We start from the raw sequence: 18,816 nt of genomic DNA, 5'->3' as shown, positions 1-18,816 counted from the left end.
TTCAAGTTACGAGTCGTCGGCATGAGCGTAGTTGAGAATAGGGGTAACGGCCACTTGGCATGACCAGCAGCCCACCAGTCCGACGTTGTGGGACCATCCGCGCCCGAAAGGGGCTGGTAGTCCGCCGATTGAACTGTAAACCTGAAACTCCCACCGCTCGGGATATCTCCGCGTTTACGCAGAGGAGGATGTCAAATCTCAGCTTCTCTTAACGACAGTACGCGGCGATGATTTTTCGCTGAGCTGCTCGTAACCGTTCCGAGAAGGCTGGCTGGGAGATTCCTAAGACATCCGCGATTTCTTCCCCGGTGCTGTCACGCGGCCACTCGAAAAATCCACCCGCATATGCGGCTTCAACCGCTTCTCGTTGAGCGGAGGTGAGATCATTCTGCAATATGTAGATATTAGGTGATTCACTTGAGTCCTGATTGAAGATATCAGATGACTCAATTGGATTTTGTTGAGTGCTTGTTGAGACAAGTTGGATAGAGGATTGCTGAGATTGCAGCGATTCTATGAGGGTTGCTGGTTCTACTGTTGGGGGCAGATCTGCAATAACCCGTCCGCGGTTATTGTTAAAGGTTATTGTCTTTGGCACCCCTCCTTGGTCAGCAATCTGAATCGCCAAACACGTTTCTCTCACGAGAAATTCAAACAGGCAAGGCTCTGTCTCGCAGTGATTCGTCCCTTGAACCTGACGTGCGTGGTTGATCTCCGAAGTTTTCTCAGCGAATTCGATCACATCTGTAGCCGTGACATCCTGGATTTGTGCGTACACAATGTGGCCTCGCTTACTTGAGAGGATCGTGCTGAGTTCTACCTCACATCCGAGTTGATTGGATAAGTTGAGGAAGGGCTGCTTGGAAGATGCAACACCGTCTATCTGGAGCGTGATAGTCGTGTATTGTTTCCCCAGCAGTGCGTCACGTTGGTTTATCGTATTTATGCCTAATCCTGTCATTTTACCCAATTCAGTCATCACGTCTTGGTATTCCTCCTCAAAGAATTGCTGATCAGACGCGTACACACTCAACGCCCCATAGAAGGACTCCTCATAGATGAGCGGAACACTCAAAACGGAGCTATAGCCCTGTTGAAGCGCCGACGTTTGCCAGTCACTAGAGGGTTGCCGTGCGATGTTGGGAACAGAAACGGACTCCTGGGTCCGGGCCGCTTGGACAGTCGGTTCATCTGGGGCTACTTCGTCGCCGATTGACTCACCAAGCTGATCTAGGTACGAACGGTCGGATCCACTCCACGCTGTCGGCTGTACCGCTTGACTATCTAGTTCTGGTTTGGCAATCCATGCAAATTCTATTTGATCAATTTCAACCAGTTGATCACAAACGCCCTGGGTGATGGTATCGGGCGTGTCTGATTTGATGAGAATCTGATTAATATTTCGAATTATATCATTTAGTTTATTAATACGCATAAGTTGTTGATTCCGCTGATCCAGCTCCTGTTGTCGAGCCCGTAACTGGGTTTGTTGCTCAATCGTATTGATCGCAGCTTCCGCGGAGAGGGCCAGTAGTTCTACGAGTTTGCGGTCATATTCGGTAACTGCTCCCAGCTCCGGACTCCCAGCTAAAATGACGCCGTGGTCACCGACCGGCACAATAAGCTCACTTCGGATCGGCGTTTCGGGATTATACACGTCATCAACAGTCCGAATATCATCGTACGCAACCGACTCCCCAGTTGTGAAGGCACGCCACGCGATCCCCTCACCCGGACCAAAGACGGGTAGATTGCCGACGAGTTCCTGAAGAGTAGTAGAACTGGCAGCCGGCCGAAGAACTCCGTCCTTGTCGTCGTAGTGGTAGACGGCAACGGCCGATAACCCGGTGGCCATTTCTACAGTATCGGCTATCTGCTCGGCAGCCTCAGTTTGCGATGATGCTTGGATGAAGTCGTTCGTCGCTTCATGTAGGGCTGGTAGGGTCTGTTCGTACTCCTTGCGCTCTGTCACGTCCTCCTGAAACCCGACATAGTGCGTCACATCGCCTGCATCGTTCGTTATGGGGGCGATTGTCATGTGATTCCAGAACCGAGTGCCATCTTTCCGGTAATTGCGGAGTTCAACTGACACCGATTCTTGATTGTCAATCGCTTTGCGCATCGCTGCGACCGGTTCCGGGTCTGTCTCCTCGCCCTGGAGAAACCGACAGTTCCGGCCCAAGATTTCTTCTTTCGTATAACCAGTTAAGCGTTCAAACCCTGTATTAGCGTAAATAATTGGGTTATCATCCTGAGAAGGATCGGTGATGAGAATCCCGATCGGAGCTTCCTCCATCGCGCGTGTTTTCATCTGGAGTTCTTCCTCGCGTTCTTTACGTTCAGTAATTTCACGGAAATAGAACGATAATCCGCCGCGATCGTCGGGGTACACTTCAACGTGGAACCAGTCATCTAAATCGGACGAATATTCCTCAACCGACATCGGCTCCCGCGTTCCCATGACGTGTCGATACGCGTCTTCAAACCGAGTATTCCGAACTCCTTCAAATACCTCCCAAAAATCCCGTCCGAGAAGTTCCTCTTCAGTCATCTCATAGTAATCTTCAGCTTGCTCGTCAACAAAAGTGAACTGCCACTCGTCATCAACTCTGACGATGGCATCCGTGACCCGATCAATCGTTTGCTTGCGTTTCTCCTCCTGTCGCTTCTGCTCAGTAATATCGTAATCAATCCCGATCGCACCTGTGATGTCGCCTTCTTCAACCAGCGGAACGACCTGTACGTTTCGAACCATGGAGGAGTCAGAGTGAGTGATTTCTAGCTCACGGTGAGCGTTGTCTTTCTCGCTGCGAAGAATCGCCTCAACAGCATCCCTGAGTGATGTCGCCGCTTCCTCAGCCACATTCTTCTCGGTACGGAATACTGCGTGGATTGGTCGTCCAAGAAGCGCTTCACGCGGCTGCCCCGCTGACTCACAAAACTGCTGGTTCACGAACGTCACGTTTCCCTCTTCATCGGTCGCCCACACGGGATTGTCAAGCGCCTTAATGACTGTTTGGTACTGTCGGAGATCTTGCTCGCGCTCTTTCCGTGTCGTGATATCAGTAGTGATCCCAATCCACTGTATTACCTCATCGCCGTTGCGTAGCGGGAATGTGGTGTTTTCAACCCATCGGACAGTCCCATCAGGATGGCATACCCTGAATTCCTGCTTATACTCCGGTTGGGCGTCACCATGTGCAGCATCCGCCCGCAGCTGTGCTAGCTGTTCTTCTATCCGTTCCTGATCATCGGGGTGTACGCCGTTAAGGAAGGACTCAAAATCCTCGTATAGGGAATCAGTAGAGCGCCCCCAGATCGATTCGTATCCCGGACTCACGTACACCGTCTGCTGGAGATCGGGGGTCGCCATCCAGATGACCGTTTGCTCAAGCCGGGCAGCGATCTGTTCGAATTGTTCGTTCTGTCGCTCCAGCTCTCGCTGTTGCCTGACACGCTCAGTCACATCATGCAGAATGGCAACGACAGCCTGCTGGTCTTCCCATTCGACGTTGCGTGCCGTTACTTCGACGTGAATGACCCTGCCATCAAGCGTTAAGAGTTTTCGAGGACGATCTGAAACGACCCGTTCACGCCCTGTGATTGACTCCATATTCTCCAGAATTTCTTCTTGATTCTCCGGGTGCAAAACGTCACTTACTGGTCGATCCAAAAGTTCACCACGAGTTGATGCACCCAATAACTCAACGGCTGCTTCATTCACATACACGAAGTCTCCATCTACAGCCACAGTCACAGCGTCAGGACATACTTCCAAGGTTCTCTGGGCTGCTGGCTCACGCGGCTGAACGTGCGACGACAGCCCGCCAATAGTATCAATAATACGCGTAGCAACGCTCTCCGGACGTTCGTAGACAAATTCTATGGGGAACCAGTCGGTGATCTCTTGACCGATTGCAGCGGCAAGACAATCGCCAGGAACGGCTGGTTCAGAAGCGCTGGTACTCTCGGTCAAAAGAACGAATGGGAGGGCGGGCGATTCCGCACGGACCGCCTCCACGAAGTCTATGGGACATTGCTTGAGAACGTGATCGGTACTCACGATACAATCGGCAATCAGAAACTGTGAAATGAACTCCTCAGTAAGGCTACCGTTGGTATAAACTTCCTCTGAATACGCGTCAACGATGAGCCGATCATCTGTATCCGCCAAGGTTGTTGCCAGTTGTCTACCGACCTCTGTATCGTTGGTGACAGTCAATACACGAAAATCATCACTTTTCTGTATCATATTCCTTTAATGCTCACCAGTTTGGTTTGGCGTGGAAATATCGTCCTCAGTCGGGGTGTTTACTCCGGCGAATTGAGACATCGTGGTCTTTGATGATGGGACCCTGTTCTGTGATGAAAGCATCTGTGGATACTACTGGGTGTATCAGTAAGTCGGGATCAGTGTCGAAACTGAGTGGGTGCATAAGCCGCTTGCTCGTCTTCTCATAATACCCTATTCACATAAGGCTCATTTATTTCTACCCTTTTCTATTTAGGGTACGATTTTATCATCGATGAGTGGAACAAGTGGATATGAACCTCAGGTCACTAACATTGGGAATCTCAGGGTCCAAACTGCCACTCAGACAAGCTACAAGCAAGCGAAGAGAGGTTTAACTACGCAATAAGGTCATGACTGAATCTAACTCTCTACCGTGGAATTCTGAGACTGACACACCGTCCCAAGAAATCAATCTCCCTGAAGAGTTCGTGAAAGCGCGTTTGGACGAGGTCCTGCTCGTCTTAATTGCGGCTCACGATGGAGCGTCTGGGAAGGAACTCCTGAACGATCTTCGAGCCCACAATTGTGACTTGAGTCCCGGAACTGTCTACCCCCACCTCCGTGATCTTGCAGATGAGGGCATCTTAGTCACTGTCGATAAAGTTCGCTCCAAAGAATACCAGATTGACGATCCAGCACACCTGCACACACGAACCCGTGATTTACTGAATGGAATTACACGATTTCAATACTTTCTTCTAAAGCACTTGGACGAAGCCGATGATGATGCGCTTCCACCAATCGATACGGACCAAGATCAAATATGACTGATTCGACAGGAGCGACGGTTACCGAGGAATCGACAACAGACCGCATTTCGACAGGGCGTCCCCGGGATTGATGACATTCTCAATGGCGGACTCATCCCAGACCGGAGTACTCTCGTCCGGGGCCCACCCGGTGCGGGAAAGACGCTATTCGGGCTGCATTACCTCACCGCTGGTACCGATGACGAAACAGGGTTATTCATCAACATGGGGGAACCCGAACAATACCTCCGAGAAGACGCCACTGCCTTTGGATTCGACCCGGACGCCTTCGAGTTGCTTGATTTGCGGCCTGACGAGGCGGCGTTCACCCAGGAAGAGTCGTACGACGTATTTCCAACCCAGGAGGTCGAAGGGCCCGCCCTTGCCGACGAGATTACAACAGCACTCAACGATGTCAAGCCGGATCGCGTCTTCATTGATCCGATGACGCAACTCCGGTATCTGACCGAGGATCCCTATCAATTCCGCCAGCACGTGATGGGCCTGTTTCGATTGCTCGAAGGGACGAGTGTCGTATTCACCTCTCAGGCGACCCAAGCCACACCTGACGACGACCTCCAGTTCATGAGCGACGCCGTCATTCATCTCGATCAAACCAACGAATATCGGACGCTTCGTGTGTCCAAATTCCGGGGGTCGGACTTTCAACGCGGGGAGCACTCCCTCCAGATCACCGACGACGGAATGGTGGCGTCACCGCAACTCAGCTCGGAGACGCAACACAGTACCGATCCACAGGGAACGCTTTCCTCGGGGGTGCCCGAACTTGACGCGTTACTGAACGGCGGTCTCGATCGCGGCACACTCACCATGCTTACGGGCCCAACTGGCGCTGGCAAGACCACGACCGGGCTCCAGTTCCTGAAAGAAGCCACCGGACGGAACAGCCAGGCTGTCCTTTACTCGTTCGAAGAAAACGAACGGACCCTGCTTCAGCGGGCCGACGCCGTCAACATCCCCATCCGCGAGATGCGTGACGACGGCACGCTCACGATCGAAACCATCGAACCTGATGAGATGACGGTGGACGAATTCACACAGGAAGTCCGCCGTGCCGTCGAGACCAATGGTGTCGAAGTTATCATGCTGGATGCTATCGATGGGTTTCAGCAGAGTGTGCGCGGTGCCGAGACAAAAGATGTGCTCGTCACGCTGGGGCGATACCTGCGGAACGCGGGTGTGACCGCCATCTTCGTGAACGAGGTACACGCGATCACGGGGGATTTCCAGGCAACCGAGAGGGGAATAAGTCAACTCGCGGATAATATTGTCTTCCTCCGGCACATCGAGTACCAGGGCGAACTCCGGAAAGTGATCGGCGTGCTCAAACAGCGCACCAGCGGGTTCGAACATACGCTCCGCGAACTCGAAATCACCGAGCACGCCCTCTCAGTCGGCGAGCCACTGCCCAATCTGCGAGGGATTCTCACTGGCACGCCCGAGTGGGAGGCCTCCACGGAGACCACACCACATGATGACGCCGGCATCTAATGACCAGCCGCAGATCCTGATCATGGACGCCAACGAGCGCAATGCGGAGCTGCTCAGTGACTTCCTCGCCGATGAGGGCTATGACCCCGTGGTCGTCACAGATCGTGACACGGCGGAGGACGTTGTTGCAGAGGCCTCACGGTTTGCGGTCGCCACGATTGATATTGACCGGTTCGACGATCCGGTCTGGCCGTACTGCGAACAACTCGCTGAGAACGATGTACCGTTCATCATTCTCTCGGGCTTTCAGAACCCCACGCTCCGGCGCGAGAGTCGTGACTATGGCGCCCACGAGTTCGTTGATAAACCAATTCCCAAACAGCAGTTCCGCGACCTGATTGAGACAGCACTCAGTGGGTAACGATGCCCTGCAATTCACTTGTCGATTGGTGCTCGGGTGAATGTCAGTCGCACCAGCACTTGGAGCGGTTCGATCGGGGTCGGTCTACATCAGTTGAGTAATACCATGTCGAAATCATCACTCCGAGACTGGAGTATTCGGTGGCGGCTTGGAGGCCACCTCTTCCTCATCGTGTGCTTGTTCGCGGCGAATCTTGGAGGGACATGGTGGTTCGTGCAACAGACTGCTGTCTCTTCCACTCTTTCTCCGTTGTTCTTGCTCAGCATGTTTATCGTCGATCTTCTTGTCATCGGAGCGTTGTTCGTGCTCCTGGATCGGCATATCGTCGCCCCGATACAGCAATTAACAGCCGATACAGGCGCCATCGCTCGGGGGGAGTTCGATCAGTCAATCACCGTGTTCGATACTGACGACGAACTCGGGGCCCTCTCTCACTCGCTGCACGAGATGCACGACCAGTTGATGACGACGATACAGGAAGCCCAGCAGTTCGAACAGGCAATCGAACACGCTGGGCACGCGATCTACATCACGGACACCGACGGAACGATCGAATACGTGAACCCTGCGTTCGAAGAGATCACCGGGTACAGCGAAGATCAAGCCCTCGGTGAGACACCGCGGATCTTGAATTCAGGTCGTCAGTCCGAGACCTACTACGAGGAGCTGTGGGAGACGATTCGCTCCGGCGAGGTCTGGGAAGACAACGAGTTCATGAATCAACGGGCGACCGGGGAGCTATTCGTTGCTGATCAAACGATTGCACCCATTACCGATGGCGACGGCAACGTCGTCAAGTTTGTTGCTATTATGAACGATCGGACTGGCGAAGTGATCAGCCAACAACAGACGCAAGTGTTGAGTCGAGTCGTGCGTCACAATTTGCGGACTGATCTGAATCTGATCGACGGCTATGCCCATCAGATCACGAAGACAGATGACACCGAGGCACAGACAGACTACGTCCATGACCTCCGCGAGCGTGTCGAAGGGCTCGTTGAGCTAAGTCAGAAGGCATATCGCGCGATACAGGAGTTCGATCGCGGCACCTATCGCCAGTCACAATCCGTGTGTACGACCTGCGACCGCGTTGTAACCGGGATCGCAGAGCAATATCCGCAGGCGAATCTCACGACTGATCTGCCTGACTACGAGATTGATGTCCGAGCAAATGTCGAATTAGTGTTCGAAGAGCTTGTTGAGAACGCCATCGAACACAACGATCAGGCGACACCGGAAGTCACCATCCGCGTGACACGCACCGACGAGGGCGACTCGTCGCCAATGATTCAAGTCGTGATTGTAGACAACGGCCCGGGACTTCCGGATAGTGAACAGGAAGTCCTCGACGCGGGCGAAGAAACCGCGCTGACGCACGGCAGTGGGATCGGGTTGTGGGTCGTCCACTGGACGGTTACCTACGCTGGCGGTGAGGTGACGATTGAGGATCGCTCACCCCGGGGGACACGCGTGACGGTGACGCTACCCCGCGCGTCTGTACGGACGTTCCCCCGCGACGCCACGACCGACGACGAGACCGATCCGTCACAATCGGCCGCCGATACCGAGCACACAGAGGATGTAGACCAATGACTGACACCGCCCCAACCGACCATGACGATGCATCAGACGCCCCAACCGTCCTCGTCGTTGAGGACGAAACAGATCTCGCTGACCTGTACGCGGCGTGGCTCGCTGACACCTACGATGTCCGCACCGCGTATGGCGGTGAAGACGCCTTAGAGAAACTAGATGAGGAAGTTGCTGTCGTGCTCCTGGATCGGCGAATGCCGGATCTCTCTGGTGACGACGTATTAGCGGAGATCCGCGACCAAGAGCTGGACTGTCGGGTGGTGATCGTCTCGGCGGTCGATCCCGGCTTCGACGTGATCGGGATGGGGTTTGACGACTATCTCACCAAGCCCGTAGACGAAGCCGAGTTGCACGACGCGGTCGAACGGATGCTGACCCGCTCCGAATACGACGAAACGCTACAAGAATACCAGCAACTTGTGGCGACGCGTGCCGCGTTGGAAGCCAATCTCTCCGACGCTGAACTCCGGCAAAGCGATGAGGTTGTCGAACTGGAAGAACAAATCGCCGAGTTAGAAGACGCCGTTGACGATACTGTCGAGGAGTTCACAGACGAGGATTTCAAAGCGGCGTTCCGCGACCTTGACAGCGAGGTTAACGAGACACCTGAAGAGTCCGAGACGAGCGAGCGTGACCAGTCGTGACTGAGCCCCACCAGCTGTTCGGGCGTCTTGCAGAGATGGCGCTTGACGACCGCCTCGATGAGACTGTGGATCCGGCGTCGATTCACGTCCTGCTTGTTGATGATGATGCGGCGTTTGCTGACCGGCTGGCGTCGTTCCTCGAAGATGAGTACGGGATGACGGCTGACATCGCCACCTCGGGTGAGGAAGCTCTCGAACGCATTCCTGAGTCAGCCACCTCGGCCGACGATGCGGTCACGACGATCCGTGACGGCGACGAGCCCGCCGTGGCAACAGACGACGTGTCGTCGGCGAGTACAGTCAGCGGGCAGCAGCCGCCGGCGGTCATCGGGGAGGACATCGATTGTGTGGTGACTGACTACCAGATGCCCGAACTGGACGGGCTCGACCTACTGGACGCGATTCGGGAGACGGCTCCTACTCTTCCCGTCGTGATGTTCGCCGGGCAGGGTGCCGAACACATCGCTGGCGAGGCGCTTCGCCACGGTGTGGATGATTACCTCCAGAAAGATACCGACACCGAACAGTTTCAACTGCTCGCCGAGCGGATTCACGCAATCGTAACCCGGTATCGGTATGCGCTCACACTGCGGACGTTTTGTCAGGCGGTCGAGCACGCGGGTCACTCGATCTATATCACGGATCCTGACGGGACGATTCTATACGTGAATCAGGCGTTCGAAGAGATCACCGGGTATACGGCCGGGGAGGCGATCGGGCGCGAGCCGTCACTGCTCAAATCCGGCGTCCACGACGACACATTTTACGCTGAACTGTGGAACACGATCCGGGCCGGTGAGGTCTGGGAAGACGAGCTCGTCAACGAACGGAAGAACGGGGAACGCTACGTGGTCGAGCAGACGATTGCGCCAGTCACGACCGAGCACGGCGACATCGCGTACTTTGTCGCCATTAATAACGAGATCACGGAGTTACGACGACGGACCGAGGAGTTGGAGCGCCAGACCGCACGGATGGAGGAATTCACGCAGACATTAGCGCATGACTTGCAAAGTCCGCTGAACGTCGCACAGGGACGGCTCGATCTTGCTGAACAGACCGGTGACGAAGAGCAGTTCGCACAGGTACGCCAGGCGTTAGAGCGGATGGAAACCATCCTTGACGATGCGATGGATCTTGCCACGCACGGACAGCAGGCAACTGACACCGATTTGGTACAGGTGTGCGATGTCGTACACCGCGCGTGGGACCACGTCGTGACAGATGACGCCCCCCTCACGTGCGAGATCCCGGACGACGTGGTCGTCAGGATGGATGACTCGCGGGTGTGCAATCTCTTCGAGAATCTGTTTCGGAACGCTGTCGAGCACGCTGGCCCGTCCGTGGAGATAACGGTTGGCGTGCTGGATCGGGCTCCCGGCTTCTACGTGGCTGACGACGGCCCCGGCATCCCGAACGATGAGCGCGATGCCGTGTTCGAGACCGGGTATACGACGAGCGATGACGGCACTGGCTTCGGGTTGGCGATCGTCCGCGAAATCGCTGCGGCACACGACTGGGGAATCGACATCACGGAGAGCGACGCTGGAGGCGCCCGCTTCGAGTTTACTATTCCTACTGCCGACTGGCACGACGAGGGATCTACCGATGAGTGAAACTGTTAGAGTCCGAGCGGGTCTCGATCTAGTTCAGACACAACATCACACGATGCTGATGCCTCCGAGTCCGATCGCTTATGAGTGACACATTACTGTCGTCAGCCCACTCACTCATTGAGCTGACACCCCGACTGCAACGTGTTCTCGGGTACGGAATCCCCGTTGTCCTTGGGGGGATCATCAGTATCGCGTCTGCCCTTCACATCCTCACACCTGGAGAATCGTTCTTTACACAGGTGATCGTCGGACTTGTGGGTGGTGTACTCGCTGGGCCGCTCCTTCTTGGCGGCCTCTGGCTCGCCCGGTCCCCCACCCATGTCGTTCAAACCGAAATTAACCGAGAGGATCCGCCAGACAGGTGGTGGCACAAGGCCACCAGCCCGAACCAAGCCACATCTCTCCGACCGGCAGCTCGAATCGGTGCCTGGTGTCTAGCGGGCGCGCTCCCTGTCGGTTTCATCGCTAGTCTTGCAGCACTATATCAACTTGCGCATGGGGTAGCACTCGCTGACCCATGGTTGCTTGTCATGTGGGGAGGGGGTGCTGGTGGCGTCGGAGGATTCGTGACTGGGGTATACGACAGCCGGCGGGCTCACGAACATACGCAGTACGAACAGGTGACCGAGCGGCTCACCACGCTTGTCGAGACGGTGCCAATCGCACTTATCACCCTCGATCAAGAGGGAGAAGTGGAAGCCTGGAACCAGGCCGCCGAATCCATCTTCGGGTACGAGCAACGTGAGGTTCTCGGAGACACCTTCCCTGTCATCCCTGACGAGGAGCAGGCTGCGTTCGATGAACTCCTCCAGCAGGTCGAGAGTGGTCGCACGGTCACCAGGGAGGAGGCGGAGTGGCAGCGCTATGATGGCAGCCGAGTTGCGGTGCAGTTCTGGGCGTCTCCGCTTCAGGACCACCACGAGCATGACGAGCCTGCCACACGCACACCGGGGGAACGTGGTGACGGGGCAGAGCATGCTATTGTCGCGGTTGAGGATGTCTCCAGCCAGCAAGAGCGGCAGGAAGAACTCGAGTTGCTGCATCGTGCGATTGATGAAGCGCCGGTTGGTGTGACTATCGCCGACGCCACGCAAGATGACAACCCTCTCACGTACGTAAACGACGGTTTCCAGGAGTTGACCGGGTACACGGAAGACGAGATTCTCGGGCGGAACTGCCGGTTCTTGCAAGGTGAGAAGACGGCCGCGGAACCAGTTGCAGAGATGCGTGAAGCAATTGACACTGGGAAGCCCGTCTCGGTTAAACTCCGCAATTATCGCAAAGACGGGACGGAATTCTGGAATTATGTCACGATTGCGCCTGTTCGAGATGAGACAGGAGACGTAATCCGTTTCATCGGGTTTCAACAGGACATCACCGAGCGGAAAGAAAACGAACAAGAGTTACAACTGTATCAGCGGGCCGTTGACGAAGCCGGGCACGTAGTGATGATCACGGATACAGAGGGTACGATTGAATACGTGAATCAGGCGTTTGAAGAGACGACAGGTTACTCGAAGGAAGAAGCAGTCGGACAAAATACGCGGATTCTGAAGTCAGGGAAGCATAGTGACACATTCTACGAGGAATTATGGGAGACAATCACGGCAGGCGATGTCTGGGAGGCGACCCTCGTTAATCAGCGCAAGGACGGGCGTCTATATCAGGTTGAGCAGACAATCGCGCCGATCACAGATACTGACGGTGAGATCACCCACTTTGTCGGTATTGAATCCGAAATCACGGAACGGCGGTTGCGTGAGCAGCGTCTCAGTGTATTGAATCGGGTTCTCCGGCATAATATCCGAAACGCCATGAACGTTGTTCGCGGCAATGCCGAGACCCTTGCAGAGACGCTTGGTGACAAGGACCAGCAAGAGCAGGCGGCGGCAATACGGAATCGCGCCAACGAGCTGCTTGAACTCACCGAACACGCTAGAAAGATACGTGACCTCTTCAATCGAGAGACTGAAGACGACGCGACCTGTGACGTCAATGCCCTGCTGACGGGTCTGAGAGACGAGTTCCACGACGAGTATCCTGAGGCGGAACTGACTATCACGACGCCCGAGTCCGCGCTGGTGCAAGCGGATGATCGCTTGGCGACAGCGATCCGGGAAGCCGTCGATAATGCGGTCACGCACTCCGATCAAACCCCGCCCGAAGTCACTCTCACAGCCACTCCGCCGGAGAGGACTGAAACCGGCGAGTGGGTCGATATCCTGATTGCAGATAATGGTCCGGGGATTCCGGATCAGGAACAGACCGTGGTCGAGATGGGGGAAGAGACGCCGCTTACCCACAGCTCCGGGATTGGTCTGTGGCTCATCCACTGGGTCGCGGTGAGTTTCGGCGGCGAGGTGACGATTCGTGAAAACAGTCCGCGGGGTAGTATTGTCACGATCCGGATCCCGGCTGCAACCTCCTAATTGAGATCCTCGCTCTTGTGTCGAACATTGTTGGTGGCAGCTGTCTGGCGATTTTGTTCTCGGTAGCGTCTGGGGGCTTCCTTCTCAAACGGGGGTGTGAGCGGCTGAGTAGAGGTGCCTGTAGCTGGTTTCCCGGGTTCAGATACTCACCTACAATCTGCTTCACAAGAGCGGAGATCCTATATCCATAGACGCTCGTCCGTAGAAGCAGATACCCGCGGTTTCGACCCCTCTCCCTCTGATCGCAAGTGTTAGTTCGTCATTCGGGCGACTCTGCTGCCGATCTTCGCAGAGGTCGATCGCTACAGATGCGCGGTGCTGCATTTGCGCGCTGTATGCAGCAGACCTCCGAAATCCTATCAGAGATTGAGAGGTTGAATGGAGGAGATTGACTGCATTCAACCGATTCTCAGCAGAGTTGTGTCTACTACTAGTGCCGCTTCAGCCGTGAATCGCTAGATTCCTCGAATACAGCGGCTCTCGATTAATTCTAGCAGTTCAGACCTGAAGCCCCACTAGTTTCTGAGTATGGAACGCCAATAACTGGTAGCAGCTAACATATCTGGGAGAATGATGGAATCTACCTGCGCTCAAAACGGGGGACTTCATCGTTAGTGGCTAAAGCCCGAATCTTCATCTACAGACGTATCTTCGAACTCGTCTTCGTACCGTTCCCTTTCCTCCTCTAGATCTGGCAGGTCGTAGTGTTCTTCTTGACATTGGGGAGTTACGTCACAGCGCTGTTCGATTGCTTCTGGGGAGACCCCAGCGTTCCGCTTGGCAGTAATGTACCCGGTTCTGATATGATGAGGTGCTCGGGAGCTGGGGCATTTGTACGCCGAATTATTCCTCTGTGCCGCTTCGCAGTCCTCTGGATCCCTGTCGTGTGGGCATTCTAAGCCGATTGCACACGGTCGCGTCCACTTATATGCGATTTTCTGCAACGTAGACTTCTCAATTCGGCCATCCCCCTTTGTGAGAAGCGGTTCGCGCCCTTCCTCATCAACTTCATCGGGACGCCGGTTCTCGATGTAGTCACTGATGATCTCTGGAACAATACCGTAGAGAGTTATCTCTCGAGAACTCTCCTCGTCATTCTTGAGATTTGTCCCTTCTTGATTCTGATATCTTATCGTCGAGGCAGCTTCGTCGTAACTATCGACGTCACAGGAGTACACGTCTCCTTTCCGCGGTCCTGACTCACAGAACAACTCCATCGCGGCGTGCTCGACATCCGCATAGTGGTATTTACGAAGATATTCTAGTATCGCGTTGGCTCGCTCAGGCTCCAGCAGCTTCTCATCCACGCCTTCCTTCGGGTCGTCCAATTCGGGGATTTCGACACTCCTCAAAAACCGATACGGTGCCAATCGGTGCTCCACCATGTATGAGATGAATTCACGAAATAGATACATATCATCCTGGAGCGTGTTGTTTGACAGCGGCTCCTCACGGTCAAGCGAGTCATACTTCCGCCAATTCTTGTACCGGCCAACGTCCTCACTCGTGAACTCGTCAGACGTTTCGCCTTGAACTTCCTCGGTCAGATAGGTCTGGATATAGTCGATTTTTCGCTCATACTGACCTTCTGAATCCACTTCTTCGAGCTTCTGGTTCCGAAAGTCGTCAACAATCTCTTCCAGCGCTCGAGTCTTCACACCAAGTTCTGAGAAAGATTCGTCCATCTCGTCCACGACTCTGGAGGCTATTTCGTCTATGAACTCCTCTGAGGGATCCTCAGAGAGGCGCTCTTTGACTGCCTCCTCGATGTCGGGACGATCGGTCATGGACTTTGAGCGGAGTCGTCACTATCGGCTGAGTTGCTACGGGTACTGATCAGCCTTCGATTTGCTTATTTGACCAGTGCGCTATGCTGTGCTTCCTTGCGAGGGGGTCTTGCTTCTTGCTCCTGTGTACTGGAGTTACTGTCTTATACCCTAGCCCCCCACCAGCAGTTGCTCAAGCATATTGTCGAAAAATCCGCGCGTTAGGGTCTTTACCCCCAGAGATAGTGGTTCAGACATCATCGTGGTTGCAGTGTGGATCCGATCTATAACTAGTGAAATCACCAGCAGTGACACGGATCAACCCGCAACAGAGCCCATTTTCGCATTATTGGGGTTCGAACTACCTCCACAACCGAAACTTCTCGGTTCAGGAGAACTTCAGTTAGTGTGAAGGACATAACCGTAGAATACACCAGTAACAGTTCGGTCTTCGGGCAAAACTCCCCAAAAGGACACCACCATAAATCTATAAATGGTGGTGGCAAAATTACTAATTCTGAATAAATTCGGGCAAATGCAGAACCTATTCTCCACACCTTGTCTGATAGTTGTCATCACGAGTGGTTGACGCACTCTCACGGATTCGACCGTGAGATTCTCCCTGGGTAATCCAGCCAGTCGATCACCTCGACTGTGAATACCATCCTGAACGGCAGCATCGCGGACACAGTGTGTGACGAGTTCTATGATACCATCGGGGACTGAGCACTAAGAGGCTAAGGAAACAAATTGGGAGTACAGCAGTAGCGAAATCGAAAGCAGGTCGCTCCGTCGGCCGCCAGACACCAACATGAACCAACAATGAGTCCCCAGTCAAATCGAGACAACGATGAACAGCAATCGGGGCGCATCACGCCACGAACAAACGTGATGGATGCGTGGCGTGTGTTGCTTGAGCCGTCGGGTTACGGTGATTTCGCGTTGGTTGATCTTTTTCAGCGCGGGTACGATACGTGGCAAGAGCAAGGCGTCCGGAATGAGAAACAGATGCTTGAAGATGTGCAGACGTTTGTGTTGGAAGCACTCAAGAAACCGGACCAGGACGACGTGATTAGTGACCCGTGGGTGCCTGTTGATTGTCCTGGACGGTTGGCTGTGCTGCTGTCGATCGGGTCGTTGATGATTCGGAAGAACGAGCAATTGCAGGAACACAGTCATCGCATCACACTGCATCACTATCTCCGAGACGTGTTCGCGTACCATGTGTATGCAGCGGTAAATCAATTCGAGCATCCGGAGGGGAACATCCAGCTGATTGCGGGTGAAGCTGTGTACGGGCGCGATGGGAAGCCGGATGAGCGGGGGCCGCCTCCGGGGCGTTCAGTTACGGGAATCACGCACTTAGAGGGAAACGGTGGTGGGCTGTATTACGAGGTTCCATTGGTCCACGCAAGCCAGAATTGTCTAGTTCGTGAGGGTGACCCTGTGGACGGGGAGTTGCAGGTAAAGGTCGATAACAACTGTGTCTATATTCCGACAACTGGCTTCGAGCCCGCGTTCAAGAATCACTTGATTGGAGGGATGCGATCCGTGTCACACCAGTTGGAGCAGACTTTTGAGAACACGCTCACTGACGAGAATGAGACGACGATCGTCACCTACGCGGAGGACGTGCACGCGAAAATCAAGAAACTCCTTGAGGCGAATCAAACGCAAAAATTATTCGCCGAACGACGGTATCCTGAACGGTTGCGCGTCGTTTTGAAGGCCGTCGATGAAGCCCCAAATGAAGTCGCAAAACTCGATGAACCAATTGAAGCGAGAGATATCTTCGACGCGATTGAATGGTTTGTGGAGCAGGAACCTGGCGCTGACGAAGATGACGTAGGCAATGACATCAAGTCGCACGAACAGGATAATGTGAGTGATTTCGATACCCCTCGGGCAGTATCGAACTTCTTACGAAAATACGACGACCATCGGCACGTTGAGATCCAAGAGGGGAAATATAATCGCTATACTCTCGAATACTCCCCTTGGAGGAACGCGAAGAAAGTGAACGTCTCGGAAATTGGGGACATCCATGAGCTCCCGTGCATGGAGAACATCCACCAATTCTTACAGGAGAACGAGCCGGTTCGATGGGTGCTCTACAGTTACGTTCACATCATCTTCAGCCTCGACAATGGATTCACGGTCGATGATGTTGTCGATCACTTCCGGCAGTACCCGTGGTTCGACGAAGAGACAAGCCGGTATCAAGCTCGTTATGAGAAGCGTCGAACCATGCCGGGCACCAATGACAAACTACTCCCGGTGAGCTGCCACAACGACAACCAGAACTTCTCCCAGTTCTGCATCGGACTAGAGAACTGTGACTATTCAATCTACCGCAGCCTCCCATTCAAAGATGCGGTTTCCGACCGTATCCCTGACAACGACCGGTCCACCGTACGAAACGCTGAATAAGGATTAACTCAACCCATTTCTTCTCACTGAAAGTAAGTACCCGCAGGGACACTACCCCGCTTCTTTCGCTGCTCATATCTCTGTTCACTCAGCGACCCACCACCCCTTTCGCTACTAATCTCTCACTGCATCATTCACCGCTCTATCTTGGTTTTCTCAGAGCCTATTCTCTCCCGAAATGATTCCTGGGTTGGTGCGCAATGCAGAATCTCTCAGGGACAGTGACCACGATATTTCATTTTCGGCAAACAGTTTATTTCTTCTAATAGCTCCACTCCTTTCATAGCACTATTCTGATTCGTTTAAACTCAGTCTGAGTGTTGAGGGAACAATCTCGTTCCGACTGTGGGGCCTCTCTATACCGCCACCAACTCATATATTCGAAATGGTATATCTGGGTGGTTGGGAATCACGCCGTGATTATTCTCACCCCTGCCAGTCAATTCTCTAACCACTATCTCACCACATTAGTTAATACACTTCTCGCATTTCCTCGTTGGTGCTATTACTCTGAATAAAATGCGGGACTCCCAAGTAGCCAGCGAGAACAGAATCACGATCGTCACCGCTAGAGTACGACATGCCACTCAACGTCTAATTTTACACATACTATTTCACGGTGAGAATACTCAGAGATTCTCCGTATCTGCTTCTGCCGGAATTCTCTCAGTAGCATTCTCAGAAACGGATTTTCCGTCTTCTATCAGCAGCTGAGTGGGTGGGGTAGGAACAACCTCTCACAGTGACCCAGATAAACCACACTTTTGATGAGTTCCTACAAATCATCATCAGCCTGCAACCCCGTATTTAGATCATATTATATAGTCTTACTATAGTCATGTATCCTCTTCCTGACTCGAATATTGCCGAAATATACTCGAACCAGTCATCAAACAGACACCTATCTTCCTGATGAGGAAAAGGAGGTTTTATCTTCCGTATTCAGGTGTTCTATCCCGTGGTTTCTCCGTGTCTATAGTGTGCCTATAGTACTGACTAATTATTGCAAGATATAATTGAGTGAGTAGAAGGCGTGAATCGACAGATCGACCTCGTCCCAAAACAAATACTATAATTGTCAAAACAGCGTTTCTATGATTACGGGCTTGAACCCTTGAACACCGCTATATCTGAATCCCTATAGCCAGACTATAGTTTTCACTCATTCACATTACATAGGGTAAACCGGGTGATAGAGTGGCTGAAACGCTGTTTGTATTTTCATCGATTCTGTTGGTTATCTGAATGGCCGTGTGTCTCTGAGACACCATATTTCTGGAAGGATAACCCTTGTACTCTTGCTCTATAGTTTCACTATAGACTTACAATTTCTTTTTGAAATAAATCTGATTCTGTTGCATTCGTACAATTGACATCAACATTTAGTTATTTGATTAAATAGGCTAAGAACGTCTATAACCA

10 protein-coding genes are annotated in these 18,816 nt (G+C 53.4%); 8 read left to right on the top strand and 2 right to left on the bottom strand.

Features of this window, described 5'->3' with window-relative positions; genetic code table 11:
* Window positions 1–208: 208 nt before the first annotated feature.
* Complete coding sequence (locus FQU85_RS00930) at window positions 209–4,252, bottom strand: PAS domain S-box protein (RefSeq protein WP_145843673.1); 4,044 nt, start codon at window positions 4,250–4,252, stop codon at window positions 209–211.
* Between the two features lie 392 nt (window positions 4,253–4,644).
* Here FQU85_RS00930 and FQU85_RS13665 point away from each other — a divergent pair, with 392 nt between their 5' ends.
* The 7 genes from FQU85_RS13665 (at window position 4,645) to FQU85_RS00895 (ending at window position 13,198) form a co-directional block, all read left to right on the top strand.
* On the top strand, window positions 4,645–5,061 hold the full coding sequence (locus tag FQU85_RS13665; protein ID WP_145843672.1) for a PadR family transcriptional regulator: 417 nt from the start codon (window positions 4,645–4,647) through the stop codon (window positions 5,059–5,061).
* Window positions 5,062–6,555: an ATPase domain-containing protein gene (locus FQU85_RS00920; protein ID WP_370516776.1), complete on the top strand. Its 1,494-nt coding sequence runs from the start codon at window positions 5,062–5,064 to the stop codon at window positions 6,553–6,555.
* 22 nt (window positions 6,556–6,577) lie between these two features.
* On the top strand, window positions 6,578–6,916 hold the full coding sequence (locus FQU85_RS00915) for a two-component system response regulator (RefSeq protein WP_168219913.1): 339 nt from the start codon (window positions 6,578–6,580) through the stop codon (window positions 6,914–6,916).
* A 213-nt stretch (window positions 6,917–7,129) separates the two neighbouring features.
* The gene (locus tag FQU85_RS00910; protein ID WP_168219912.1) at window positions 7,130–8,509 is read left to right on the top strand and encodes a PAS domain-containing sensor histidine kinase; all 1,380 of its coding nucleotides are present in this window, start codon (window positions 7,130–7,132) and stop codon (window positions 8,507–8,509) included.
* Complete coding sequence (locus tag FQU85_RS00905) at window positions 8,506–9,153, top strand: response regulator transcription factor (protein ID WP_145843668.1); 648 nt, start codon at window positions 8,506–8,508, stop codon at window positions 9,151–9,153. The genes FQU85_RS00910 and FQU85_RS00905 overlap by 4 nt, the downstream gene beginning before the upstream one ends.
* Before the next feature lie 35 nt (window positions 9,154–9,188).
* The gene (locus FQU85_RS00900) at window positions 9,189–10,769 is read left to right on the top strand and encodes a response regulator (protein WP_145843667.1); all 1,581 of its coding nucleotides are present in this window, start codon (window positions 9,189–9,191) and stop codon (window positions 10,767–10,769) included.
* 620 nt (window positions 10,770–11,389) lie between these two features.
* Complete coding sequence (locus FQU85_RS00895; protein WP_168219911.1) at window positions 11,390–13,198, top strand: PAS domain-containing sensor histidine kinase; 1,809 nt, start codon at window positions 11,390–11,392, stop codon at window positions 13,196–13,198.
* A gap of 611 nt (window positions 13,199–13,809) precedes the next feature.
* On the opposite strand, the gene FQU85_RS00890 is transcribed toward FQU85_RS00895, so the two are convergent.
* Window positions 13,810–14,985 (bottom strand): hypothetical protein, encoded by a 1,176-nt coding sequence (locus tag FQU85_RS00890; RefSeq protein WP_145843665.1) that lies wholly within the window; start codon window positions 14,983–14,985, stop codon window positions 13,810–13,812.
* An 801-nt stretch (window positions 14,986–15,786) separates the two neighbouring features.
* On the opposite strand from FQU85_RS00890, the gene FQU85_RS00885 reads away from it, so the two are divergent.
* Window positions 15,787–17,394, top strand: coding sequence for a primase-associated protein (locus FQU85_RS00885; protein ID WP_145843664.1), 1,608 nt, complete (start codon window positions 15,787–15,789; stop codon window positions 17,392–17,394).
* Window positions 17,395–18,816: the final 1,422 nt, after the last annotated feature.

The organism is Salarchaeum sp. JOR-1 (assembly GCF_007833275.1).
In the GTDB taxonomy this organism is placed as follows: Archaea; Halobacteriota; Halobacteria; order Halobacteriales; family Halobacteriaceae; genus Salarchaeum.
This window is presented reverse-complemented; position numbering and strand designations above follow the sequence as displayed.